At 66.8% G+C, this 26,034-nt stretch carries 18 protein-coding genes and 2 riboswitches; of the genes, 12 read left to right on the forward strand and 6 right to left on the reverse strand.

The features are described from left to right. Positions 1 to 216 precede the first annotated feature (216 nt). Entirely contained in the window at positions 217 to 2,280 is a 2,064-nt protein-coding gene (locus HV793_RS02630) for a putative bifunctional diguanylate cyclase/phosphodiesterase (protein ID WP_054451979.1), read from the forward strand. 84 nt (positions 2,281 to 2,364) lie between these two features. Then, complete coding sequence (locus HV793_RS02635) at positions 2,365 to 2,850, forward strand: dihydrofolate reductase (protein ID WP_054451980.1); 486 nt, start codon at positions 2,365 to 2,367, stop codon at positions 2,848 to 2,850. Between the two features lies 1 nt (position 2,851). Here the strand turns inward: HV793_RS02635 and HV793_RS02640 are convergent, their stop codons facing one another. Beyond that, positions 2,852 to 4,273: an aminotransferase-like domain-containing protein gene (locus tag HV793_RS02640; RefSeq protein ID WP_054451981.1), complete on the reverse strand. Its 1,422-nt coding sequence runs from the start codon at positions 4,271 to 4,273 to the stop codon at positions 2,852 to 2,854. Between the two features lie 161 nt (positions 4,274 to 4,434). Between HV793_RS02640 and aptA the strand changes: the two genes are divergently transcribed. The 10 genes from aptA to HV793_RS02690 all read left to right on the forward strand — a co-directional run bounded on the left by aptA (position 4,435) and on the right by HV793_RS02690 (position 19,445). Beyond that, positions 4,435 to 5,760 (forward strand): omega-aminotransferase AptA, encoded by a 1,326-nt coding sequence (aptA, locus tag HV793_RS02645; RefSeq protein WP_175180591.1) that lies wholly within the window; start codon positions 4,435 to 4,437, stop codon positions 5,758 to 5,760. 91 nt (positions 5,761 to 5,851) lie between these two features. Beyond that, positions 5,852 to 7,345, forward strand: a complete 1,494-nt coding sequence (locus HV793_RS02650) for a CoA-acylating methylmalonate-semialdehyde dehydrogenase (protein ID WP_054451983.1) — start codon at positions 5,852 to 5,854, stop codon at positions 7,343 to 7,345. Between the two features lie 205 nt (positions 7,346 to 7,550). Continuing rightward, positions 7,551 to 9,059: a M81 family metallopeptidase gene (locus HV793_RS02655; protein WP_119450318.1), complete on the forward strand. Its 1,509-nt coding sequence runs from the start codon at positions 7,551 to 7,553 to the stop codon at positions 9,057 to 9,059. 82 nt (positions 9,060 to 9,141) lie between these two features. Next, on the forward strand, positions 9,142 to 10,707 hold the full coding sequence (locus tag HV793_RS02660; RefSeq protein WP_054451985.1) for an ABC transporter substrate-binding protein: 1,566 nt from the start codon (positions 9,142 to 9,144) through the stop codon (positions 10,705 to 10,707). Between the two features lie 26 nt (positions 10,708 to 10,733). Beyond that, the gene (locus tag HV793_RS02665; protein WP_054451986.1) at positions 10,734 to 11,675 is read left to right on the forward strand and encodes an ABC transporter permease; all 942 of its coding nucleotides are present in this window, start codon (positions 10,734 to 10,736) and stop codon (positions 11,673 to 11,675) included. Positions 11,676 to 11,679: 4 nt separating this feature from the next. Further along, positions 11,680 to 12,585 carry an ABC transporter permease gene (locus tag HV793_RS02670; protein WP_054451987.1) on the forward strand — a complete coding sequence of 302 codons (906 nt, stop codon included), beginning with the start codon at positions 11,680 to 11,682 and terminating at the stop codon, positions 12,583 to 12,585. Between the two features lie 5 nt (positions 12,586 to 12,590). Further along, positions 12,591 to 14,282, forward strand: a complete 1,692-nt coding sequence (locus HV793_RS02675) for an ABC transporter ATP-binding protein (RefSeq protein ID WP_054451988.1) — start codon at positions 12,591 to 12,593, stop codon at positions 14,280 to 14,282. A 32-nt stretch (positions 14,283 to 14,314) separates the two neighbouring features. Continuing rightward, positions 14,315 to 15,724: an amidase gene (locus HV793_RS02680; RefSeq protein ID WP_175212610.1), complete on the forward strand. Its 1,410-nt coding sequence runs from the start codon at positions 14,315 to 14,317 to the stop codon at positions 15,722 to 15,724. A 33-nt stretch (positions 15,725 to 15,757) separates the two neighbouring features. Continuing rightward, positions 15,758 to 17,233, forward strand: a complete 1,476-nt coding sequence (locus HV793_RS02685) for a M81 family metallopeptidase (protein WP_119450320.1) — start codon at positions 15,758 to 15,760, stop codon at positions 17,231 to 17,233. A gap of 238 nt (positions 17,234 to 17,471) precedes the next feature. Then, positions 17,472 to 19,445, forward strand: a complete 1,974-nt coding sequence (locus HV793_RS02690; protein WP_175212611.1) for a DUF945 family protein — start codon at positions 17,472 to 17,474, stop codon at positions 19,443 to 19,445. 95 nt (positions 19,446 to 19,540) lie between these two features. Here the strand turns inward: HV793_RS02690 and gcvP are convergent, their stop codons facing one another. From gcvP to HV793_RS02715, 5 genes are all read right to left on the reverse strand, one after another. Beyond that, positions 19,541 to 22,414 carry an aminomethyl-transferring glycine dehydrogenase gene (gene gcvP, locus HV793_RS02695; RefSeq protein WP_054451992.1) on the reverse strand — a complete coding sequence of 958 codons (2,874 nt, stop codon included), beginning with the start codon at positions 22,412 to 22,414 and terminating at the stop codon, positions 19,541 to 19,543. A gap of 103 nt (positions 22,415 to 22,517) precedes the next feature. Beyond that, complete coding sequence (gene gcvH, locus HV793_RS02700; protein ID WP_042795177.1) at positions 22,518 to 22,895, reverse strand: glycine cleavage system protein GcvH; 378 nt, start codon at positions 22,893 to 22,895, stop codon at positions 22,518 to 22,520. A 98-nt stretch (positions 22,896 to 22,993) separates the two neighbouring features. After that, positions 22,994 to 24,094 (reverse strand): glycine cleavage system aminomethyltransferase GcvT, encoded by a 1,101-nt coding sequence (gcvT, locus tag HV793_RS02705; RefSeq protein WP_119450323.1) that lies wholly within the window; start codon positions 24,092 to 24,094, stop codon positions 22,994 to 22,996. Positions 24,095 to 24,180: 86 nt separating this feature from the next. Then, positions 24,181 to 24,303, reverse strand: a riboswitch (glycine riboswitch). A 35-nt stretch (positions 24,304 to 24,338) separates the two neighbouring features. Beyond that, positions 24,339 to 24,434, reverse strand: a riboswitch (glycine riboswitch). A 54-nt stretch (positions 24,435 to 24,488) separates the two neighbouring features. Then, the gene (locus HV793_RS02710; protein WP_054451994.1) at positions 24,489 to 25,382 is read right to left on the reverse strand and encodes a ZIP family metal transporter; all 894 of its coding nucleotides are present in this window, start codon (positions 25,380 to 25,382) and stop codon (positions 24,489 to 24,491) included. A 30-nt stretch (positions 25,383 to 25,412) separates the two neighbouring features. Then, positions 25,413 to 26,027, reverse strand: coding sequence for a superoxide dismutase (locus tag HV793_RS02715; RefSeq protein ID WP_088154256.1), 615 nt, complete (start codon positions 26,025 to 26,027; stop codon positions 25,413 to 25,415). Between the last annotated feature and the right edge of the window lie 7 nt (positions 26,028 to 26,034).

The following is a 26,034-nucleotide window of genomic DNA, read 5'->3' on the forward strand; positions in this document are numbered from 1 at the left end:
CCGTGCCTGTCGCTCGCCGCGACCCGGGCAGTCCGCCCGGCAGCGCCGTCCGCAGGCGTTGCTCAGCCGCACTCCCCTTCCCAAAAAGAGAGCACGTGTATCACCAGCGTCGACCGCCGAATTCTGTCTTGCGACCGACTTGCAACCATAGACTACCAATTGAATTGATATGAAGCCCGCGCGGCGGCAGCATGCGCCAAGGACAGGACCCTACAAATGCTCGTCGGAACTTATAACCCTTCGCTCGTCCTCGTATCTCTAGGAGTCGCCATCCTGGCGTCGTACACGGCGTTGGGCATGGCCAACCGCGTCAGGGCCTCGCACGGGTTGCCCAGCGCGCGCTACTGGTTGGCGGGCGGCGCGTTCGCGATGGGCGTGGGCATCTGGTCCATGCACTTCGTGGGCATGCTGGCCTTCAGCCTGCCCATTGCCATGGGTTACGACCTGCCCCTGACCGTCCTGTCGCTGGTCATTGCCATCGGCTGCTCCGCCTTCGCGCTATGGACCGTAAGCAAGGATGAGCTGCCGCGGCGACGGCTGATGATCGGCGCCCTGCTCATGGGAGCCGGCATCGCGGCGATGCACTACCTCGGCATGGCCGCCATGCTCATGGAACCCGGCATCGTCTACGACGCCAAATGGTTCGCGCTGTCCATCGTGATTGCCGTGGCCGCCTCCGGCGCGGCGCTGTGGATCACCTACCGGCTGCGCCACGGCGGCCCCCGCGTGGTCTGGTCGCGGCCGCTGGCGGCAGTGATCATGGGCATCGCCATCGTCGGCATGCACTACACCGGCATGGCCGCCGCCGGATTCCCCGCGGGCAGTATCTGCATGGCGGCCAACAGCGGCATTTCGGCCGGCTGGCTGGCCATCGCCGTGACCGCGGTGACCCTGAGCGTGCTGGCCATCGCCCTGCTGGTCGCGGTGCTGGACAACCGGCTGGAGGCGCGCACCTCGGCCCTGGCTTCTTCGTTGGCCGAGGCCAACGAAGAACTGGTGCAACTGGCGTTGCACGACACGCTGACCAAGCTGCCCAACCGCATCCTGCTGGAAGACCGGCTGGAGCAGGCGATCGAAAGCGCCAGCCGCCGCAAGGGCTACTTCGCAGTCCTGTTCTTCGACCTGGACGGCTTCAAGGCGGTCAATGACGCCTACGGACACCACACCGGCGACGCTTTGCTGATCGACCTGGCGCAGCGCATCCGCCAGGCCCTGCGCACGCAGGACACCGTGGCGCGCCTGGGCGGCGACGAGTTCATCGTGCTGAGCGAAGTGATCGAACCCACCGACGCAGCCAACGTCGCCGACCGCCTCATCGACGCCATCGCGCGACCCGTCACTGTCTACGGGCATGAGGTGATGGTGACCTCGAGCGTGGGCATCGCCATCTATCCCAACGACGGCCAGGACACCCACGCCCTGCTGACCAACGCCGATGCGGCGATGTACCACGCCAAGCGCCTGGGCGGCACTGGCTACAGCTTCTTCGAACCGTCCATGAATGCGGACGCGCACGAGCAGATCGAACTGCTGCACGACCTGCGCCTGGCGCAGGAGCGCAACCAGCTCGTCCTGCACTACCAACCCAAGTACGAAGCGCCCGCCGGCCCCATCATCGGCGCCGAGGCGCTGCTGCGCTGGAACCACCCGACCCGCGGCCTGGTGGGCCCGGACCAGTTCATCCCCACGGCGGAAAAGACCGGCCTGATCCTGTCCATCGGCGAATGGGTGATCAACGAGGCCTGCCGCCAGATGCGGGAATGGATCAACGCCGGCCAGGGCCACTGGACCGTCGCCGTCAATATCTCGGCCCTGCAGTTCGCCCACGCCAGCCTGGTGGAAACGGTACGCTCGGCCCTGGACCGCCATGGCGTGCCGCCGGCCTGCCTGACCCTGGAAGTGACCGAGTCCACCGCCATGCGCGACGCCGAGGCCAGCCTGGCGGTGCTCAAGCGCCTGTCGAACCTGGGCGTGACGATTTCGATCGACGACTTCGGCACCGGCTATTCCAGCCTGCTCTATCTGAAGCGGCTCCCGGCCACCGAGCTGAAGATCGACCGCGGCTTCGTCAACCAGTTGGAGAACGACAACGAGGACGCCGCCATCGTCTCGGCCATCGTCGCGCTGGCGCAGCAACTCAACCTGCGCATCGTCGCCGAGGGCGTGGAAACGCCGGCGCAACAGAAGTTCCTGACGGGCCTGGGCTGCGATTCGCTGCAGGGCTTCCTGCTGGGCAAACCCATGCCCGCCACCGAATTCCTGGAACACGCGGTCGACTGAGCGGCCCGCGCGGCGCAAGCCGCCGCGCAAATTTGCTACGCTTGCCGTAGCCAACCGGCCGAACCCCTACCGTCCCGACCCCGCATGCCCGCCAGCCTTACCCTCATCGTCGCCTACTCCACCAATCGCGCCATCGGACGCGACAATGCCCTGCCCTGGAAACTGCCGGGCGATCTGGCGCATTTCAAGCGCAGCACCCTGGGCCACCCCATCATCATGGGCCGCAAGACCTGGGACTCGCTGGGTCGGCCGTTGCCCGGCCGCAGCAACATCGTGATCAGCCGCAACCCCGATTTCAGCGCTGCGGGCGCCATCGTGGTGCCGTCGCTCGAAGCAGCGATCCAGGCCTGCGGCGACATCGATGCGGCCTATGTGATCGGCGGCGCGCAGATCTACGCGCAAGCCCTGCCGCTGGCCCAGCGCGTGCTGGCCACTGAAGTCCGCGCCGAGGTTGAAGGCGACGCCTTCTTCCCCCTGCTGCCCGCCTTCCAATGGAAGGAAACGGCGCGCGAAGCGCAGCCGGCCGAAAACGGCTACGAATACGATTTCGTGACTTACGAGCGCCAGTGACTCAGGCCGCCGCCCCGGCATTTCGCATGAAGCGCCAGAGCGCTGGCGCCTCCGAGTAAGCGACGTTGAAACGCACCCAGGGCGTATCGGCCTCGTCCGCCTCGAAATAGGAACCGGGCGCCAGCCAGATCCCGTCCTTCAGCGCCAGTTCCGCGAGTCCGTTGGCGCCGCGTTCGCGCCACTGCCCGGCCACCTTGGCCCACAGGAAAAGGCCGCCTTGCGGCCTCCCATAGATCTCGAAGCCATGCTGCGCCATCAGCTCGCCCACGCCGGCATGGGCCTCTGCCAGCCGTTCGCGGGTGCGGGCGATGTGGGCACGGTAGCGGCCTTCGCGGATGACCTGGTGGACGATGCGCTCCATGATCTCCGGCGAGGTCAGGCCCACCGCCATCTTGGTGCGCGCGATGTCGCGCGCCAGATCGCGATGCGCCACCACGTAGCCCACCCGCACCGATGGACTGATAACCTTGGAGTAGCCGCCCAGGTAAACCACGCGCCGCGCCCCATCCAGGGCGGCCAGCATGGGCGTTACGCCGGGCGCAAGTTCGCGCGAGATATCGTCTTCCACCACCCACAGGCCATGCCGCTCGGCCGCCTGCAGGATGCGGAAGGCATTGGCCATGCTGATGCTGGCGCCCGACGGGTTCTGCAAGGCGGTATTGACGACCAGCGCTCTCGGCCGGTGGCGAGCCACCACCGCTTCCAGCGCCTCGCAGTCCAGCCCGTCCGGCGTGCGGGGCACGGACACCGCCCGCAAGCCAGCCAGACGCAGCATCTGCAGCAGGTTGGCGTAGGCGGGCTGTTCCACCACCACCGTGTCGCCCGGCCGCAGCAGGGTGCGTATCACCATGTCCAGCCCGTGCGTCACGCCCTGGGTCAGCACGACCTGCGAGGCTTCGACCTCCATGCCCTGCGCGCTCAGGCTGGCCGCGATGGTCTCGCGCAGCGGCGCGTAGCCGTAGGGATGGCCGTAGTTCGCGATACGCATGGCCGGCACCCGCCCCATATGGCGCAGGGCCATGTGCAGCCCCTCTTCGTTCAACCATTCGCCCGGCAGCCAGCCGCAGCCCGATTTGATGGGGATGGAATGGTCCGCGAAGATATCCGACAGCAGCCAGCCGGCGTTCAGGCGCGGCGGCTCCCAGGATGGCGGCTGGGCGGGGCGCGCCGGCGCGTCCGGCGTCGCGACCCGATAGCCCGCGCCCGGCCGCGCCGCCAGCCAGCCCAGCGATACCAGCCGGCTGTAGGCGCTGGCCACCGTGAAGGTGCTGACGTCATACAGGCGAGCAAACTCCCGCACCGAGGGTAGGGACATACCCGGACGCAGTGTCTGTTCTTCGATGGCGCGCAGGATGGCGGCGACCAGCTGCTCGACCAGGGTCGGCGCCTGGCCGCGAGCGCGGTTGGGCTGGAAATCGATCACGGAGATAACTGTACAGTTGTGTCGTTCATAACTATACAGTTAGCCGCATTTGCGCGGATCGTATATTTTCATTCCTATCCGGACGCACCAGAATCGTTTCAATCCCGCTGGCTGCACAACCGTCGCCCAAGTCCAGCGCTTGTCCGTCCCCTGGAGCCGCCATGAACGCCCCCGACAAACTGCCTGACCTGTCCCACCTCTGGATGCCCTTCACTGCCAACAAGCAGTTCAAGGCACACCCGCGCATGCTGGCGACCGCCAAGGGCATGTATTACACCTCGACCGACGGCCGCCAGATCCTGGACGGCACGGCCGGCCTGTGGTGCGTCAACGCCGGCCACGGCCGCGAGGAAATCGTCGCCGCGATCGCCAAACAAGCAGGCGTGATGGACTACGCGCCGGGCTTCCAGCTGGGCCACCCGCTGGCCTTCGAGGCCGCGACCGCAGTCGCGAGCATGATGCCGCAGGGCCTGGACCGGGTTTTCTTCACGAACTCGGGCTCCGAATCCGTCGACACCTGCCTGAAGATCGCCCTGGCCTATCACCGCGCCCGCGGCGAAGGCCAGCGCACCCGCCTGATCGGCCGCGAGCGCGGCTACCACGGCGTAGGCTTCGGCGGCATCTCGGTCGGCGGCATCTCGACCAACCGCAAGACCTTCTCCGGCGCGCTGCTGCCCGCCGTGGATCATCTGCCGCACACCCACAACATCGAGCAGAACGCCTATTCCAAGGGCCAGCCGGCCTGGGGCGCGCACCTTGCCGACGAACTGGAGCGCATCGTCGCCCTGCACGACCCGTCCACCATCGCCGCGGTCATCGTCGAACCCATGGCGGGTTCGACCGGCGTGCTGATCCCGCCCAAGGGCTATCTGGAAAAGTTGCGCGAGATCACCTCCAAGCACGGCATCCTGCTGATATTCGACGAAGTCATCACCGCGTACGGCCGGCTGGGCGCCGCCACGGCCTCCGAGTTCTTCGGCGTCACGCCGGACATCATCGCCATGGCCAAGGGCGTGAGCAACGCCGCCGTGCCGGCTGGCGCGGTCGCGGTCAAGCGCGAAGTGCATGACGCCATCGTCAACGGCCCGGCCGGCGGCATCGAGTTCTTCCACGGCTACACCTATTCGGCGCACCCGCTGGCCGCCGCCGCCATCCTGGCCACGCTGGACATCTACCGCCGCGAAGACCTGTTCGGCCGCGCCCGCAAGCTGTCCGGCGCCTTCCAGGAAGCCGCCCACAGCCTGAAGGGCGCGCCGCACGTCATCGACGTGCGCAACCTGGGTCTGGTCTGCGGCATTGAGCTCGCGCCGCGCGCGGGCGCTCCCGGCGCGCGCGCCGCCGAAGTCTTCCAGAAGTGCTTCGACAGCGGCCTGATGGTGCGGTACACCGGCGACATCATCGCGATCTCGCCCCCGCTCATCATCGAAGAGGCGCAGATCGGCCAGATCTTCGAACAGATCGGCCGCATCCTGAAAGAAGTCGCCTGATCGTCCGCCGCCCCGCGAGGGGCGGTTTTTCGCCTGGGCGGCCGACGGCCGCCCTGTGGCATTTTTCAAAGCCCCAGATTCGAGCGTTCCCATGAAGAAGATCCCGCATTTCATCAATGGCCAGCACTACGACGGCCGCAGCAACCGCTACGCCGACGGCTTCAACCCCGCCACCGGCGAAGTCACCGCGTCCATTCCGCTGGCGTCGAATGACGAAGTCGCGCTGGCCGTGGCCGCTGCCAAGGCCGCGTTTCCGGCCTGGTCCGAAACGCCCGCGCTCAAGCGCGCACGCATCCTGTTCAATTTCAAGGCGCTGCTGGACAAGCATCAGGACGAACTGGCAGAACTGATCACCCGCGAACATGGCAAGGTCTTCTCCGACGCCAAGGGCGAGGTCACGCGCGGCATCGAAATCGTCGAATTCGCCTGCGGCATTCCGCAGTTGATGAAGGGCCAATACTCCGACCAGATCGGCGGCGGCATCGACAACTGGAGCATGCGCCAGGCCCTGGGCGTAGTGGCCGGCATCACGCCGTTCAACTTCCCCATGATGGTGCCGTGCTGGATGTTCCCGGTGGCCATCGCCTGCGGCAACACCTTCGTGCTCAAGCCTTCCGAGCGCGACCCGTCGGCGTCCGTGCGCCTGGCCGAACTGCTGGCCGAAGCCGGCCTGCCCGAAGGCGTGTTCAACGTCGTGCACGGCGACAAGCAGGCGGTAGACGCGCTGATCGCGCATCCCGACGTCGAGGCCCTGTCCTTCGTCGGCTCGACGCCGATTGCCGAATACATCTACGCCGAAGGCACCCGCCGCGGCAAGCGCGTGCAGGCGCTGGGCGGCGCGAAGAACCACATGGTGGTCATGCCCGATGCCGACCTGGACCAGGTCACCGACGCGCTGATGGGCGCGGCCTATGGCTCGGCCGGCGAACGCTGCATGGCCATCTCGGTGGCGGTGGCGGTGGGCGACGTGGCCGACAAGGTGGTCGAACGCCTGACGCCGCGCGTCAAGGCGCTGGTGGTCAAGGACGGCATGCAAGGCGATGCAGAGATGGGCCCGCTCGTCACCTCGCAGCATCGCGGCAAGGTCGTGGGCTATATCGAAGACGGCATCGCTGCCGGCGCCACGCTGGTGGTCGACGGCCGCGGTTTGAAGGTACCTGGCAACGAAAAGGGCTTCTTCCTCGGCGGCACGCTGTTCGACAACGTCAAGCCTGCCATGAACATCTACCGCGAAGAAATCTTCGGGCCTGTGCTGTGCGTGGTGCGCGTGCCGGACTTCGCCTCGGCAGTCGAACTGATCAACGCCCATGAATTCGGCAATGGCGTGGCCTGCTTCACGTCCGACGGCGGCGTGGCGCGCGCCTTCGCGCGCCAGATCAAGGTCGGCATGGTCGGCATCAACGTGCCGATCCCGGTACCCATGGCCTGGCATTCGTTCGGCGGCTGGAAGCGCTCGCTGTTCGGCGACCATCACGCCTACGGCGAAGAAGGCATCCGCTTCTATTCGCGCTACAAGAGCGTGATGCAGCGCTGGCCCGACAGCATCGCCAAGGGCGCCGAGTTCACCATGCCTGTAGCGAAGTGAGCCCACCCCCGAAGCGCTGCGCGCTTCCCCCTCAGGCGGGCCCCCCTCAAGGGGGCGTCGCTGCGGACCGGCAAAGCCGGATCCGCGCGACCCCGCTTGGGACGATCTTGCCAGTTAGTTGCGTTGTGCCCGTTTGCAGCGGGAACTGAAACGGGCGCGGCGTAGCCGCGCCTTCCTCATATCAAAAACGACAAGGGGAATCCTGATGCGCATCGGGATAGGCGGCTTTCAGCATGAGACCAATACGTTCGCGCCTTCGCGCGCGGCGTGGGAAGATTTTGCCGAGAAAGGCGGGGGCTGGCCCAAGCTGGTCAGCGGGCCCGCCATGTTCCAGGCGGTGGCGGGCGCCAACATACCGGTGGCGGGCTTCATCGAAGCCATGGGACGGCACACCTTGCTACCTACTACCTGGGCGGCGGCCAGCCCCTCGGGTCCGGTCACCAAGGATGCGTTCGAACGCATCAGCGCGATGATCCTGCAGGGGCTGTCGCAGGCGCTGCCGCTGGATGGCGTCTATCTGGACCTGCACGGCGCCATGGTCACGGAACACCTGGACGACGGCGAAGGCGAACTGCTCAAACGCGTGCGCGAGCTGGTGGGTCCGGACGTGCCTGTCGTGGCCAGCCTGGACCTGCATGCCAACGTCACCCGCGCCATGGTGCGCCACGCGGACGCGCTGGTCTGCTATCGCACCTATCCTCACATCGACATGGCCGAAACCGGGCAGCGCGCAGCCGAACTGCTGGCCGCGCGGCTGGCGGGCGCGCCGCGGCCCTGCGTGGCCCTGCGTGCGCTGCCCTACCTGATTTCGCTGTGCTGGCAGTCCACCGACATCGAACCCTCGCGCAGCCTGTACCAGATGGTGGGCGACATCGAAGCGCGTGGCGCCCTCAGCCTGTCGTTCGCCACGGGTTTTCCCGCAGCCGATTTCCCCGAGTGCGCGCCCACCGTTTGGGCTTATGGCGCCACCCAAGCCGACGCCGACGCCGCTGCCGACGAAATGGCGCGCGCCGTGCTCAACGCCGAACGCGACTTCGGCGGCAGGCTCTACACGCCCGACGAAGCCGTGCAGGAAGCCATGCGCCTGGCGCGCGACGCGCACAAACCCGTGGTCATCGCCGACGCGCAGGACAACCCGGGCGCGGGCGGCAGCTCGGACACCACCGGCGTCTTGCGCGCCCTGATCCGGCACGATGCGCGCGACACCGCCATCGGCCTCATCGTCGACCCCGCGGCCGCGCTGGCGGCCCATCGCGCGGGCGCTGGAAACAAGGTACGTATTGCATTGGGTGGACACTCGGGTATTCCCGACGATGAACCGCTGGACACCGAGTTCATCGTCGAGAAAACTTCAGATGGACGCTTCGATACGCACGGCGCCTTCTATCGCGGCTTCCATATGGACCTGGGCCCCAGCGCCTGCCTGCGCGTGGGCGGCGTACGCATCATCGTCGCCTCCAACAAGGTGCAGATGGCCGACCAGGAGATGTTCCGCTTCGCCGGCGTGGAACCGCAACGCGCAGCGATCCTGGTGGTCAAGAGCTCCGCCCACTTCCGCGCGGATTTCACCGGCATCGCGGAAAAGATCCTGGTATGCGCGGCCCCGGGTTCCATGCTGATGGATGCGGCAAAACAACCATGGACACGGTTGCGTCCCGGCATCAGAATGGCGCCTTGCGGACCTGTCTTTTCGGGCGGGCCCGCTACCGCCTGAAGCTCGCACGCCGCCACCGCGCGGCGGACCAACGACGCAGCGGCGCGATGGCGCCGCTCACCACGCATCAAGGGGAACATTCATGCTGAAGTACGTCCGAGCGGCCGCGCTGGCCGGCGCCACCATGATGATGGCTCACGGCGCCTACGCCGAGACCGTCATCAAGTCGGTGATGCACTCGCCTCTGCGCCTGACCGACCCGCATGCCACCACCGCGTACATCACGACGTGGCACGGCTACATGATTTACGACACCCTGCTGGCCACCGACGCCGACAACAAGATCCAGCCGCAGATGCTGGAAAAGTGGGAAGTCTCCCCCGACGGCAAGACCTACACCATGACCTTGCGCGACGGCCAGAAATGGCATGACGGCAAGCCGGTGACGTCCGAGGATTGCGTCGCTTCGATCAAGCGCTGGGCCGCCGGCGACGGCATGGGCCGCACGCTGCTGAAGTTCACCGACAAGATCGAAGTCATCGACGACAAGAATTTCCGCATCGTCATGAAGGAACCCACGGACCTGGCGCTGCGCGCCCTGTCCAAGCCCACCGGCACCGCGCCGTTCATGATGCCCAAGCGCATCGCCGAACAGGCCATCGGTCAGCCCATCACCGACATGACCGGCTCGGGTCCGTTCAAGGTCATCGAATTCAAGCCGGGCGTGAAGACCGTCTACGCCAAGAACGCCGACTACGTGCCGCGCAAGGAACCCGCAAGCGGCCTGGCCGGCGGCAAGGTCGTCAACGTCGACAAGGTCGAATGGGACGTCATGCCGGATGCGCTGACCACCGCCAACGCGCTGCTGGGCGGCGAGATCGACTTCGTCGAACAGTTCCCCTATGACCTGCTGCCGATGATCGAAGGCAACAAGGATCTGAAGGAAGAGTCGCTCAGCCCGGTCGGCTACTTCACGATGTACCGCTTCAACTTCAAGTACCCGCCCTTCAACAACAAGAAGGTGCGCCAGGCCGCGATGTACGCCATCGGCCAGGAAGACGTGATGAAGGCGCTGGTCGGCAATCCGAAGTACTGGAAGACCTGCGCCTCGCTGTGGGGTTGCGGCACGCCGCTGGAAAGCGACATCGGCAAGGACATGGTGGTGCCGTCCAACATCGAGAAGGCCAAGGCGCTGCTGAAGGAAGCGGGCTACGACAACACGCCCATCCTGGTCATGCACGCGACCGACGTCGGTACGCTGTCGGCGCAGCCGGTGGTGATGGCGCAGGCGCTGCGCAAGGCCGGCTTCAACGTCAACCTGGCCGCGATGGACTGGCAAAGCGTCGCAACGCGCCGCGCCTCGAAGGCTGCGCCCGCGGAAGGCGGCTGGAACATCCACAACACCAACTGGTACGCCACCGACGTGATGGACCCGGTCCGTTCCGCCCCGGCCGCGGCCAACGGCGACAACGCCTGGTTCGGCTGGCCCGACTTCCCGCAGATCGAAGAACTGCGCACCAAGATGGCGCTGACCTCCGACCCCGCGGAACAGAAGAAGATCGCCGAGGAAGTGCAGCGCATCGGCATCGATGAAGGCCTGTACGTGCCGCTGGGCCAGATGTCCGTGCCCACCGTCTACTCGACCAAGCTCTCGGGCCTGGTGCACGCGCCGGTGTTCGCGTTCTGGAACGTCAAGAAAGCCCCTTGATGGGCAAGTAGTTCAGGGGGAAATACATGCTGGCATTTGTCTCACGCCGGCTCCTCGCGACCATCCCCGTTCTGGTGATGGTCGCGGTGGTGGTCTTCGCGATATTGCGTTTCAGCCCGGGAGATCCGGCCATCATCATGGCGGGCGACGGCGCCACGCCCGAGCGCATCGTCCAGATACGCCAGACGATGGGCCTGGACCAGCCGGTCATCAAGCAGTTCTTCATCTGGGGCGGCAAGCTCCTGCAAGGCGACCTGGGCACTTCGCTCATGTCGGGCGTGCCGGTCACCAAGCTGATCGGCCAGCGCCTGGAACCGTCGCTCAGCCTGGCGGTGCTGACCCTGGTGTTCACCCTGCTCGTCGCCATTCCGCTGGGCGTGCTGGCCGCATGGCGCCAAGGCAAGCTGCTGGACCGCGCCGTGATGGGCTTCTCGGTGCTGGGATTCTCGGTGCCGGTCTTCGTCACGGGCTACCTGCTGATCTGGCTCTTCGCCATCAAGCTGGGCTGGTTCAACGTGCAGGGCTACGCGCCGCTGGCCAAGGGCTTCTGGCCGTACCTGCACCGCCTCATCCTGCCGTCGCTGGCCCTGTCCACGGTCTACGTGGCGCTGATCGCGCGCATCACGCGCACCAGCGTCATCGAGGTCATGGGCGAGGACTTCATCCGCACGGCGCGCTCCAAGGGCCTGGGCGAAACCGGCGTGCTGCTGGGCCACGCCCTGCGCAACGCCGCCGTGCCCATCGCCACGGTGGTGGGCCTGGGCATCGCGCTGCTGATCAGCGGCGTGGTCGTGACCGAATCGGTGTTCAACATCCCCGGCCTGGGCCGGCTGGTGGTGGAAGCCGTGCTCGCGCGCGATTACCCCGTCATCCAGGGCCTGACGCTCTTCTTCGCGTTCGTCTACGTGTTCATCAATCTTGTTGTCGATTGCGCCTACACGGTGTTCGACCCTCGGATCAGGTACTAACACCATGCAAACGCCAACCGATGCCGCCGCGCAAGCGGCCGCAGATCTCCCCGGCGGCGGCACGCCCCAAGCCACCGCCTGGCGCCAGATCCGCCAGGGCCTCAAAAGCTGGCCCGTGATGCTGGCGCTGATCGTGCTGGTGGCCGTCGTCGCCATCGCGCTGTTCGCACCGCTGCTGGGTACCGTCGACCCCACCTCGATCAACCCCGGCGCGCGCCTGAAGCCGCCCTTCTCCGATTACCTGCTGGGCACCGACGCCTTCGGCCGCGACGTCTGGTCGCGCGTGGCCTACGGCGCACGCGTCTCGCTGATCGCGGGCCTGGGCGCGGCGCTGGTCAGCGTCGCCATCGGCCTGGTCATCGGCGTGATCGCGGGCTGGTTCCGTTCACTGGACGGGCTGATCATGCGCACCATGGACGCCATCATGGCCATCCCCGGCATCCTGCTGGCGATCGCCCTGGTGTCGGTCACTGGCGCCAGCATCACGACCGTTCTGGTCGCCATCACCATCCCCGAAATTCCGCGCGTGGTGCGGCTGGTGCGCGGCCAGATCCTGACCGTGCGCGGCGAACCCTATGTCGAAGCCGCGCTGGCCCTGGGCACGCCGCTGCCGCTGCTGCTGTGGCGCCACATGGTGCCCAGCACCATCGCGCCGCTGACGGTACAGGGCACCTATGTGTTCGCGTCCGCCATGCTCACCGAAGCCATCCTGAGCTTCCTGGGCGCGGGCATCCCGCCCGAGATCGCCTCCTGGGGCAACATCATGTCCGAAGGACGCATGTACTTCCGCATGCTGCCCGGCCTGATCCTGTTCCCCGGCCTGTTCCTGTCGCTGACCGTGCTCAGCGTGAACATCCTGGGCGACGCCTTGCGCGACGCGCTGGACCCGAAAATGGTGCGCAGGATCTGATGCCGATGACCTATTCCCCCACTCCTCCCGCGGGCGATACTTCGACCGCCATCCTGGCCATCCGCAACCTCTCGGTGGAAGTCGCCGGCGCCGGCAACCGCGTCGTGCGCAACCTGAGCCTGGACGTGCATGCCGGCGAAACCGTGTGCGTGGTCGGCGAATCCGGCTCCGGCAAATCCGTCACCTCGCTGGCCGTCATGGGCCTGCTGCCTCCCGGCGTGCTGGGCGTCAGCGCGGGTTCGATCCGCGTGGAAGGCGAAGACGTGGTCACGGCCACGCAGCGCCGCCTGCGCGAGATGCGCGCCACGCGCATGGCCATGGTGTTCCAGGAACCCATGACCGCGCTGAACCCCGTGCACACCGTGGGCAAGCAGGTCGACGAAGTGCTGCGCCTGCACCGCAAGCAGATGTCGGCCGCGGAGCGCCGCGCCAAGGTGCTGGACATGTTCCGGTCGGTGCACCTGCCAGACGTCGAACGCATCTTCGAAGCCTATCCGCACCAGTTGTCGGGCGGCCAGCGCCAGCGCATCGTGATCGCCATGGCGCTGATCCTGGAGCCCAAGCTGCTGATCGCGGACGAGCCGACCACGGCGCTGGACGTCACCACGCAGAAGCAGATTCTGGCGCTCATCAAGGAACTGCAGGTCAAGCACCAGACCGCGGTGCTGTTCATCACCCACGACTTCGGCGTGGTGGCCGAGATCTCCGACCGCATCGTGGTGATGAACCGCGGCGACCTGATCGAAAGCGGCACGCGCAACGAGATCCTGGCCGAGCCCAAGCAGTCCTATACCCGTCGCCTGGTGTCGTCCGTACCCAGCCTGGTGCCCTCGCGCCGCGAGGCGCCGGCGGGCATGCCGGTGCTGCACGTCAAGGGCCTGGGCCGCACCTACGGCACCAAGAGTTCGCTGTTCTCGCGCCAGGCCGCGCGCAACGTGATCGCGGCCGCCGACGTCAACCTGACGCTGCGCAAGGGCGAGATCCTGGGCATCGTGGGCGAGTCCGGTTCAGGCAAGTCGACCGTGGCGCGCTGCATCGTGCGCCTGATCGAACCCACCGCCGGCCACATGATGATGGGCGGCGAAGACCTCAGCACCCTGTCCGGCTCGGCGCTGCGCCCGGTGCGCCGCCGCATCCAGATCGTGTTCCAGGATCCGTACCGTTCGCTGAATCCGCGACGCACCGTCGGTGAGTCCATCATCGAAGGCCTCTTGAACTTCGGCGTTGCCCGCGAGCAGGCATTGAAGCGCGCCGGCGAAACGCTGAGCGTGGTGGGCCTGAGTCCGGACGCAATGAACCGCTACCCGCACCAGTTCTCCGGCGGCCAGCGCCAGCGCATCTGCATCGCGCGCGCCCTGGTCATGGACCCCGAGGTCCTGGTGGCCGACGAAGCCGTGTCCGCATTGGACGTGTCGGTGCAGGCGCAGGTGCTGGAACTGCTGGAACAGGTGCGCCAGCGCACGGGCGTGGGCGTGCTGTTCATCACCCACGACCTGCGCGTGGCGGCACAGATCTGCGACACCATCATGGTCATGCAGCGAGGCAAGGTCGTCGAAACCGGCTCCGCCGAAACCGTGCTGACCGAACCGCGCCACGAATACACGCGGGCCCTGATCGACGCCGCCCCCGGACGCGACTGGGACTTCCGCAACTTCCGGCCGGTCGCCGCCGGCCTGGGCCACGCGGCCGCGCCCTGAAACTCGCAGCCTGTACACACACTGGAACCGAAATGCCGCAACCGCATGAACTGTCCGCCGTGGAGCTGCTCCAGGCCTACCGCGACAAGACGCTCTCGCCCGTCGAAGTCACCCGCTCGGTGCTGGAGCATATCGCCCGCTGGGAACCCCAGCTGAAGGCCACCTACGCGCTGGATGCGGACGGCGCGCTGGCGCAGGCCCGCGCCTCCGAGGCTCGCTGGATGAAGGGCGAACCGCTGGCGGCCGGCGGGCACACGCTGGACGGCGTGCCCGCCACCATCAAGGAAAACATCGCCACGCGCGGCGTGCCGGTGCCGCTGGGCACGGCAGCAACGGAATTGAAGCCTGCCGCCGCCGATGCACCGCCGGCCGCCCGCATGCGCGAGGCGGGCGCCGTGCTGCTGGGCAAGACCACCATGCCCGACTTCGGCATGCTGTCCTCGGGACTGTCCAGCTTCCATGAACTGACCCGCAATCCCTGGGACCTTTCCAAGAACCCCGGAGGCTCCAGCGCCGGCGCGGGCGCCGCGGCAGCCGCAGGCTACGGCCCGCTGCATATCGGCACCGACATCGGCGGTTCCGTGCGTCTGCCGGCGGCCTGGTGCGGCATTGCCACGCTCAAGCCCAGCCTGGGCCGCATTCCCATCGACCCGCCGTTCATGGGCCGCTGCGCCGGCCCCATGACGCGCACCGTCGCCGACTCGGCGCTCATGATGGGCGTGCTGTCGCAGCCCGACGCGCGCGACCACATGAGCCTGCCCTACCAGGACTTCGACTGGCTGGACCTGGAACTCGACCTGCGCGGCCTGCGCATCGGCTTGCTCATGGATGCGGGCTGCGGCCTGCCCCTGGACCCGGAAATCCGCGCCGCGGTCGAGGCCGCTGCCCGCGCCTTCGAGGCCGCCGGCGCCATCGTGACGCCGATGCAGCCCTGGATGACGCCCGACATGCTGGAGGGCGTGGACCGCTTCTGGCGCACGCGCTCGGCCATCGATCTGTCGGCCTTGCCGCAGGCCCGCCGCGACAAGATCCTGCCCTTCATCCGCACCTGGGCGGAAAGCGGCGGCGGCCAGTCCGGCGAAGCCGTATTCCGCAGCTACTACGAGACCATGAACGTGCGCGCCAAGACGGTCGCGGCCTGCGCGCCCTACGACTACGTGCTCTCGCCCGTGGCCCCGGTGGTCGCCTACAACGCCGAATGGCCGTCGCCCACCAACGAGGTCGCGACCACCATGCACCACATCGGATTCACGCTTCCGTACAACATGAGCGAGCAGCCCGCGGCGTCCGTCAATTGCGGCTACACCAAGGCCGGCCTGCCCATCGGCCTGCAGATCGCTGGCGCGCGCTTTGACGACCTGGGGGTGCTGCGCATGGCGCGCGCCTGGGAAGCCATGCGACCCGAACAACACCCCTGGCCCCAGCCGCCCCGGGCGGCCTGACCGATCCTCAACAGCAAACCCACAGGAATTCCCATGCGTTGGCTTTTGGCAATGATCAAGCACGAGACGAATACGTTTTCGCCCGTGCCTACCCCGCTTGAGCGCTTCTTTCGCGGCAACCCGGAGGTCCTGGCCGGCGACCGCGCCATCAAGGCCTACGAGAACACCGACAGCGGGCTGGGCGGCTATATCGAAGTGGCGCGCCGCGAAGGCGCCGAGATGGTCGTGCCCGTGGCGGCCGAATCCTGGCCCAGCGGCCCCGCCAGCGCCGAAACCCATGAACGGCTATGCAAGCTGGTCCTGGACGAGGTCCAGCGCGGCGGCTACGACGCCATCCTGCTCGACCTGCACGGCGCCATGGTCGCCGAAGGCGTGGAGGACGCCGAGGGCGACCTGCTGCGCCGCCTGCGCGAGATCGATCCGCACACGCCCGTGGCGGTGACGCTGGACATGCACGCCAATATCTACGACGACATCGTCAAGCATGCCACGGTCATCACCGGCTTCCATACCTATCCGCACGTGGACATCCGCGCGGCCGGCCTGCGCGCCGCGAACGTGATCGCGCGCACCCTGAAGGGCGAGATCAAGCCTGTCATGTCCTGGGCCAACAAGCCCATGCTGCCGCACATCATGTGCCAAGGCACCCACGCGGCGCCCAACAAGCCGCTGCAGGAACGCTGCAAGGAACTGGAAGCCGGCGGCGTCCTGGCCGCCTCCGTCTTCGTGGGATTCCCCCACGCCGACATCCGCGAAGCCGGCCTGAGCGCCGTGGTCTGTACCGACGGCAACCTGGCCCAGGCGCAGCGCCACCGCGACGAGCTGCTGGACCAGGCCTGGAACGGCCGCGCCGACTGGGTATTCCACCCGGAGCCGCTGGCGCCCACCATAGCCCGCGCCAAGGCCATCGAACAAGGCCCGGTCGTGCTGCTGGACCATTACGACAATACCGGTTCCGGCGGCACCATGGACACCACCGCCGTGCTGGCCGAAGTGCTGCGCCAGGAACTGGAGAACGTGGTCTTCTATGCCATTTGCGACCCGCAGGCCGCACTCGATGCGGCCGCGGCAGGCGTGGGCCAGACGATCACGATCCAGCTCGGCGGCAAGCTCGCCATGCCCGCCATCAAGGAGCCCAGCGAGCCGCTGGAGGTTACCGGCCGCGTCAAGCTGGTGTTCGACGGCGTCTACCTGAACCGCGGCCCCATGTACCGCGGCGTGCGCAACGACACCGGCCTGACGGTCGTGATCGACACAGGCCGCGTGGAAATCGTGGTGGTGTCCCGTCACCAGGAGCCGTTCGACATCAACTGCCTGCTGTCGGCCGGCATCGATCCGCTGCAAAAACGCTATGTCGTGCTCAAGAGCCGGGTGCATTGGCGCGCGGGCTTTTCCGACATGGCAACGCAGGTCATCGAATGCACCGGCGTGGGGGTGACCACCTCGGACTACGGCCAGCTTGATTTCAAGCACGTGCGCCGCCCCATCTATCCCCTCGATCCGATGTAAACCGGACCGCCGTCGCTGTACCCCGGAAAGCCGGCGCAACTGCGCCGGCTTTCATTTTGAAATCTTCTGTAACGGCGAGCGCCCTCAGATGACCATCGGCCTCGGTATACTCGCCGCGGGCCTTACAGGCCGATGAATACGCGTATTCCGATGGCGGGCGTCAGTAACGGCGTCCGGCGGCCAGAAGCAGCCGCCGTTCACCGGATATGACTCGATAATCAACGATACAAGCAGAACGATGAAAAAGAGCGTAGCGATCACCCTGGGCGTGGTCATAGTGGGAGCGGGAAGCTGGGTCGGGGCCACGTGGTACACCGGCAAGCGCATCGAGGAAAGCTCGCAGCGCCACCTGGCGGAAGCCAATGAAAAGCTGGCCAAGATCACGCCCCGGTTCGGTCTGCGCATCGATCAGCTGAAGTACGAGCGTGGCCTGTTCTCGACGCAGGCGCGCTACGGCGTGTCGCTGGTCAAGGGCGACAAGGTCGCCGAAGACATGCCCAAGGGCATGATCGAGTTCGATGCGTCCATCGAACACGGCCCCTTCCCCAAGAGCGCCCTGGCGCGCGGCGCCATCGCGCCCAAGCTGGCGTTCACGCACGCCGAGCTCGCCAAGACCGACAACATCAAGGAACTGTTCGAGCTGACCAAGGGCGTCGCGCCCCTGAGCGCCGACACGGTCATCAGTTTCGGCGGCTTCGCCACCTCCACCGCCAATATTGCCCCCGTGCAGATCACGCACGAAGGCAACGCCGTCAATTTCAGCGGCATGGCGATCAACGGCACCTTCGACCGCGCGCTGCAGGCCGTCACGGCGCACGCCCTGGTCGAAACGCTGTCGGTGGACGGCGAAAAGTCGGATGATCCCGTCAAGATGCTGATGTCCGGCCTGACCATGGACGTAGACAGCCGCATGGGCAAGTTCGGCCTCTCCATCGGAGATTCCAGCGTCAAGCTCAAGCGCCTCGACGTGACCCGCGCCGGCGACGACATCAAGGTCTCGGTGGACAATCTGGGCTACGGCGTCAAGCTGGCCGAAGACGACAAGAACGTCAACGTCGAAGCCACCTACCAGACCGGCACCATCACGCTCAACGACGTGGCGCTGGGCAACGGCCAGGCCGTGATCAAGCTCGCCAAGCTGGACGGCGCCGCCATCAAGCAGCTGTCGGACACCTACAACCAGATCGTGCGCCAGTACATGCTGGGCGCCAGCGACGAAGGCCTGAAGGACGAGCAGTTCGACGCCGTGCTGGAAAACGCCGGCAAGCTGCTCAACGGCAACCCCACGTTCAGCATCGACCCGATCAGCTGGAAGACCGACAAGGGCGAAAGCAAGCTGACCTTCGCGCTGGACCTGACCAATCCGCCCAATGTCAAGGACCTGACGCCGCAGGAGATCATGGTCAAGGCCATCAAGCAGATCGACGCGACGCTGGTCATCTCCAAGCCCATGGTGCGCGAACTGATCGTCCAGTACGCCGTCAAGAAGCAAGGCTTGACCGCGGAAAAGGCGGCCGAGGAAGCCGACGACCAGATGCGCTCGATGTCCGGCATGGCTGAAATGCTCAACGTCGGCAAGAACGACGGCGACAACATCATCGGCAAGTTCCACTACGCCGATGGCATGGGCGACCTGAACGGCCAGAAGATCCCCGCCGACGAACTGTTCTCGGGCCTGCTGGGCGCGACCGGAATGGACGACGACATGGATGACATGGACGGCATGGAAGAGGAAGGCGAACCGGCCGAAGGCGCGGAACTTGCCGCGCCCTCCGACACCGCGTCCGTGGCCGGCTACATGCAGGACTTCGACCTGGACACCGTGACGACCATGCTGGACGACATGGTCTACAACCCCCGCAAGCAAGACGGCGACGAAGGTCCCGTCCTGATCCTGGATCCCCGCGACACCGGCGCCAGCGAGCTGCGCGTCGACTTCCTGTGCAACGACTTCACCGAGAAGTGCCATGACCTCGTCGTGACCGCGACCTACAGCAGCAAGAAGCCGGTCTCGCTCAAGGCCATCAACGCCTGGAACCAGGAATACCGCTGGACCCGCGCCTACCTGGACGACAAGAACCGGGCCGTGCTGCAGATGGACATGAACTCGGAAGGCGGCATCGGCAAGGAAAACCTGCAGATCATGCTCAACACGTTCTTCAGCATCGCGGAAGACTTCTCGGTGGCCAGCAAGGCCGCGCCGGCGAAGTAAACCTCGGCTGACGCAAGGCAAAAAAATCCCCCATCTTTCGGATGGGGGTTTTTTTTGCCTTGGGCCCGGCTCGCGCCGGGCCTCGCGGCCCGCATTTATGCGTAGGCTTCGATCGGCAAGCAGGCGCACACCAGGTTGCGGTCGCCGTAGGCGTTGTCCACGCGGGCAACCGGCGGCCAGTACTTGGCGTCGCGCAGCGAGGCCACCGGGTAGGCGGCCTGCTGGCGCGGGTACGCGTGCAGCCATTCCTCGGCCAGCAGCATCTGCGCGGTGTGCGGCGCGTTCTTCAGGACGTTGTCCTCGGCATCGCGCTCGCCGCGCTCGACCTGGGCGATTTCTTCGCGGATCGAGATCATCGCGTCGATGAAGCGGTCCAGTTCGGCAACGCCTTCCGATTCGGTCGGCTCGACCATCAGCGTGCCGGCCACCGGGAAGCTCATGGTGGGCGCATGGAAGCCGTAGTCCATCAGGCGCTTGGCGATGTCTTCGGCGCTGATGCCGCTGGTTTCCTTGAGCGGGCGCACATCGAGGATGCACTCGTGCGCCACGCGGCCGTTGCGGCCCGCGTACAGGACCGGATAGTGGTCACGCAGGCGGGTGGCGATGTAATTGGCGTTCAGGATGGCGACTTCAGTGGCGCGGCGCAGGCCGTCGGCGCCCATCAGCGAGATGTACACGAACGGAATCGGCAGGATGCCCGCGGAACCGAACGGCGCGGCCGACACCGGGCCGACCTTGGCGTCGCCAGGCAGCTTGCCCTGCTCGTTCACCACGCCCGGCAGGTAGGGAGCCAGGTGCGCGCGCACCGCCACGGGGCCCACGCCGGGGCCGCCGCCGCCGTGCGGAATGCAGAAGGTCTTGTGCAGGTTCAGGTGGGACACGTCCGAACCGAACTTGCCCGGCTGGGCCACGCCCACCATCGCGTTCATGTTGGCGCCGTCCAGGTAGACCTGGCCGCCGGCCTGGTGCACCAGATCGCAGATCTCGGTGACGGCTTCCTCGAACACGCCGTGGGTCGACGGATACGTGATCATCAAAGCGGCCAGCTTGTCGCCGACCTGTTCGATCTTGGCGCGCAGGTCGGCCAGATCGACGTTGCCGTTGGCATCCGACGCCACCACCACCACGTCCATGCCGGCCAGTTGCGCCGAGGCCGGGTTGGTGCCGTGCGCCGACGACGGGATCAGGCAGATGTTGCGCTGATGCTGGCCGTTGGCCTGATGGTAGCCGCGGATGGCCAGGAGGCCTGCGTACTCGCCCTGCGCGCCCGAGTTGGGCTGCAGGCTGATGTTGTCGTAGCCGGTGATCTCGCACAGCGCGGCCGACAGGCGGTCGATCAGTTCGTTGTAGCCCTGGCTTTGCGAAGCCGGCGCGAACGGGTGGATCAGCGCGAACTCGGGCCAGGTGATGGGGATCATCTCGGCGGTCGCGTTGAGCTTCATGGTGCACGAGCCCAGCGGAATCATGGTGCGGTCCAGCGCCAGATCCTTGTCGGCCAGCTTGCGCAGGTAGCGCAGCATGTCGGTTTCCGACTGCACGCTGGAGAACACCGGGTGCGTCAGGATCGCGCTTTCGCGCGCCACGCCGGCGGGAATGCCGCTGGCGGCGGCCGCGTCCAGCGCGTCGATGTCGAGTTCGACGTCATCGCGTTCCAGGCCGGCGGCGAAGACGTTGACCAGCGCCTGCAGGTCAGCCGCGGTCACGGTCTCGTCCAGCGACACCGCCAGGCGGGCGCCATCGACGCGGCGCAGGTTGATGTGCGCGCAATCGGCGGCGGTCAGGATGGCGGGCGTGGCCGCCCCGGTTTCCAGCAGCAGCGTGTCGAAGAAGGTGTCGTTGACGACCTTCACGCCCAATTTGACAAGTTCGGCGCGCAGGATGGCGGTGCTGCGCTGCACGCGCTCGGCGATGCGGCGGATGCCGGCCGGACCGTGCCACACGGCATACATGCCAGCCATCACGGCCAGCAGCACTTGCGCGGTGCAGATGTTGGAAGTGGCCTTTTCGCGGCGGATGTGCTGTTCGCGCGTCTGCAGCGCCAGGCGCATGGCCGGGTTGCCCTGCGCGTCCTTGGACACACCGACCAGGCGGCCAGCCATGTTGCGCTTGAAGGCGTCCTTGCAGGCCATGAAGCCGGCATGCGGGCCGCCGAAACCGAACGGCACGCCAAAGCGCTGGGCCGAACCGATGGCGATATCCGCGCCCCATTCTCCGGGCGCGGCCAGCAGGGCCAGCGCCAGCAGGTCAGTCGCGACGGCCACGATGGCGCCTTGCGCATGCGCGGCTTCGGCCAGCTTGCGGTAGTCGGCGACGGAGCCGGTGCTGTGCGGGTACTGCAGCAGCACGCCGAAGCACTCGGGCAGGCCTTCGGCCTCGTCGCCGATGGTGATTTCGATGTCCAGGCCTTCGGCGCGCGTGCGCACGACTTCGATGGTCTGGGGATGCACGTGGCGCGAAATGAAGAACACCGGGCTCTTCGACTTGGCGCTGCGGCGCGCCAGCGTCATGGCTTCGGCGGCGGCGGTGCTTTCGTCCAGCAGCGAGGCGTTGGAGATGTCCAGCCCGGTCAGGTCCGCGACCATGGTCTGGTAGTTCAGCAGGGCTTCGAGGCGGCCCTGCGAGATCTCGGGCTGGTAAGGCGTGTAGGCCGTGTACCAGGCGGGATTCTCAAGAATGTTGCGCAACACCACGTTGGGCGTCTGCGTGCCGTAGTACCCCTGGCCGATGTAGCTGCGGTAGACCTTGTTGCGGCCGGCGATCTGCTTCAGTTCGGCCAGCACGTCGGTTTCGCTGCGCGAGGCGGGCAGCGCGAGCGGGGCCTGGCTGCGGATCTTGGGCGGCACGACTTCTTCGATCAGGGCGTCCAGGCTGGCGCTGCCGATGACGGCAAGCATGGCGGCCTGGTCGGCGTCGGAAGGGCCGATGTGGCGGGGAATGAAGTCGGTGTGGGTGTCTAGGGCGCGCGACATGGAGAGGTCTCGGGATAGCGGGTGTCGTCGGAGGACGGACGGTATTGCATCTTGCGGAACAGGCGCGTGGCGGGTGCCCTGCGCCCGTTCCAGCCAGGCTGGCTTAGCCGTTGGCGACGGCTTCGTAGCCGGCGGCGTCGAGCAGCTTGTCGGCGTCGGCGGCGTTGACCGGCTTGATCTTGAAGATCCAGGCGGTGAAGGCCGATTCGTTGATCAGGTTGGGATTGTTTTCCAGCTCTTCGTTGAACGCGACGATCTCGCCAGCCACGGGAGCGTAGATGTCCGAAGCGGCCTTGACCGATTCGACCACGCCAGCGGTTTCACCGGCGTTCAGCTTGGCGCCGACCTTCACGTCGCCAACGAAGACCAGGTCGCCCAATTGATCCTGGGCGGTATCGGTGATGCCGACGACGAACACATCGCCTTCGGCTTTGACCCATTCATGGGACTCGGTGTACTTGCGATCGGTGGGCAGACTCATGGGAACTCCTGAGGGAATGCGGGTAGATGAATGGTGTTGCGCGCCTCGCGCGGGCGGCCGTCGCCCCAGGGGCCGGCGGCTCGCGCGAAGCTTCGAGTTTACGAGTGTTCGACCGCTTTGCCGTTACGCACGAACGGCAATTTGCAGGCCAGGGCGGGCACCCACTTACCGCGGATGTCGACTTCGACCGTGTCGCCCGGCTTGACGCCTTGAGGCAGACGGGCAAAGCCGATCGATACGCCCAGCGTGGGCGACATGGTGCCGCTGGTGAGCTCGCCCGTGCCTTCCTTGGTGCGCACGGCCATGTGCGCGCGCATCACGCCGCGTTCTTGCAGCTTCAGGCCGATGAAGGTGGCGGGGGTAGCGAATTGTTCCAGCGCGTCGCGACCGATGAAGCGGCGCTCGGCGTTCTTCAGGGACACGGTCCAGGTCAGGCCGGCCTGGTCGGGCTGGGTCAGCTCGTCCATGTCCTGGCCGTACAGATTCATGCCGGCTTCCAGGCGCAGCGTGTCGCGCGCGCCCAGGCCGCAGGGCCGCACGCCCTGGGCGACCAGGTCGCGCCACAGCTGCACGACTTCGGCGGCCGGCAGCACGATTTCAAAGCCGTCCTCGCCGGTGTAGCCGGTACGGGCCACCAGGGTGTCGTCGCCCACGCGGGCGGCCACGAAGGGGGTAAGCGGCTCGCTGGCGGCCTGCCAGGCCGGGCGCGCGGCCCAGACCTTGGCGCGGGCGTTGGGGCCTTGCACGGCCACCATGGCCAGATCGCGGCGCGGCGTGATGGCAACGTCGAACTGGCCAGCCTGCTTGACGCGCTGCATCCAGGCGACGTCCTTGTCGGCCGTGCCTGCGTTGACCACGACGCGCCATTCGTCGGCGGCGAAGAAATAGATGATCAGGTCGTCGATCACGCCGCCTTGCGGGTTCAGCATGCAGCTGTACAACGCCTTGCCGGGCACGGTCAGCTTGGACACGTCGTTGGCGACCAGGCGCTGCAGGAAGGCGAACGCGTCGGGACCGGCCACGTCGACGTTCAGCATGTGCGACACATCGAACATGCCGGCGTCCTGGCGCACGGCGTGGTGCTCTTCCAGCTGCGAACCGTAGGCCAGCGGCATGTCCCAGCCGCCGAAGTCGACCATGCGGGCGCCAGAGGCGATATGTTCTTCGGCCAGCGGGGTGCGTTTGAGGGTTGCGGACATGCGCGGAAACTCCGGGGCGGCAGTGTTGCCAGGGTTACGGAATGCCAGTGGTGCCAAGCGGGGTGCGCTTGTACAACGGCTGAATCTTCCGCCCCTCTGTCCTTTTGCCTGAGAGTTGCCCCGCATGGCGGGTTTGCACCTTCGGCGCCTGGGCTGCTCGCTATGTCCCTAGTTCAGGGTCGGCGCCAGGTCTCTCCAGAGTACTGTTTTGCCGCGTCCGCACGGTGAGAAAACCGGGACAGGGCAAGCATGGGCGGTATGGGTTACCTGAGCGATTCCGGGCGAATTGCGCCTTCGGCGGCGGCCGGACGTACAGGCCGCTCTCTCCCGCAACATGCGTGACAGCGGCGCAAGCATACAACGAAAGCCGCGGCCAGGGAATGCCCGCGGCGGCTCAGCCCAGCGCCGTGTCCAGCAGCATCATCAGCACGAAACCCAGCATCAGGCCGCAGGTCGCGTAGACCTCATGCCCCTTGCGGTGCGATTCGGGGATGATCTCGTGGCTGATCACGAACAGCATGGCGCCTGCGGCAAAACCCAGGCCCCAGGGCAGAAGCGGCTCGGACCAGCCGACCACTGCGGCGCCGAGCACCGCGCCCAGCGGCTCGACCAGGCCGGACAGCATGCCCAGCGCCACCGCGAAGGCGCGCTGATAGCCCGCCGCCAGCAGCGCCACCGCCACCACCAGCCCTTCGGGAATGTCCTGGATCGCAATGCCGGTGGCCAGCGCGGTGCCGCGCATGGCGTCGTTGCCCGCGTAGCCCACGCCTATGGCCAGGCCTTCCGGCAGGTTATGCAGGGTGATGGCGAAGACGAACAGCCAAGTGCGGCGCAGGCGGTGCGCCTCGATGCCTTCCCGGCCCTTGATGAAATGTTCGTGCGGCAGGGTACGGTCCATGAGCAGCAGCACCGCCGCCCCCAGCAGTACGGCCGCGCCCACCGTCAAGCCGGCGCCCCAGGGGCCATAGCCCAGGTCGCGGCCCGCGGCGATGCCCGGCGCCACCAGCGAGAAGGCGCTGGCGGCCAGCATCACGCCGGCGCCGAAGCCGAACATGCTGTCCTGCATTTTCTGGGGGATGGTCCGAGCAAACAGGATGGGCAAAGTACCCAGGGCAGTAGCGCCCGCGGCCACCAGCCCGCCCAGGAGGGCATCGGCCACGTGCGGCGCGCGCACGTCCAGATAGGCCCACAACTGGTGCAGGCCCAGGCATGCCACCAATACGGCCAGGGTCCACACGCTGATGCTGGTGGCCGCCGGCCGCACGCGATGACGGCTGAAGGTATTCATGTGCCGCTGCCCTCCTTGCGAGAGATGCGCTCAGCGCTGGGCTGCCGCGTAGCGGCGCGCCACTTCAGGCCAATTCACGACATTGTAAAAGGCGCCGATGTACTCGGGCCTGCGGTTCTGGTACTTCAGGTAGTAGGCGTGCTCCCACACGTCCAGTCCCAGGATGGGCGTGTTGCCGTGCATCAGGGGGCTGTCCTGGTTGGCGCTGCTTTCCACCGCAAGCTTGCCGGCCGGCGTCACCGAGAGCCAGGCCCAGCCGCTGCCGAAGCGGGTCAGCGCAGCCTTGGTGAACGCGTCGCGGAAGGCGGCCTGCCCGCCCAGTTCGGACTCGATGGCCGCTGCCAATGCGCCGTCCGGCTCACCCCCGCCCTCGGGCGACATGACCGACCAGAACAGGCTGTGGTTGGCGTGGCCCCCGCCGTGGTTGCGCACGGCGCCGCGGATGGCTTCGGGCAACTGCTCCAGCCGCGCCACCAGGGACTCGACCGGCTCGTTGGTGACGATGCCCGCGCCTTCCAGCGCAGCGTTCAGGCTGTTGACGTAGGTCTGATGGTGCTTGCTGTAGTGGATCTCCATCGTCATCGCGTCGATGTGAGGTTCCAGGGCGTCGTAGGCATACGGCAGGGGCGGAAGAGTGTAGGCCATGCATGTC

The organism is Achromobacter aegrifaciens, assembly GCF_902859965.1.
Lineage (GTDB): Bacteria > Pseudomonadota > Gammaproteobacteria > Burkholderiales > Burkholderiaceae_B > Achromobacter > Achromobacter aegrifaciens.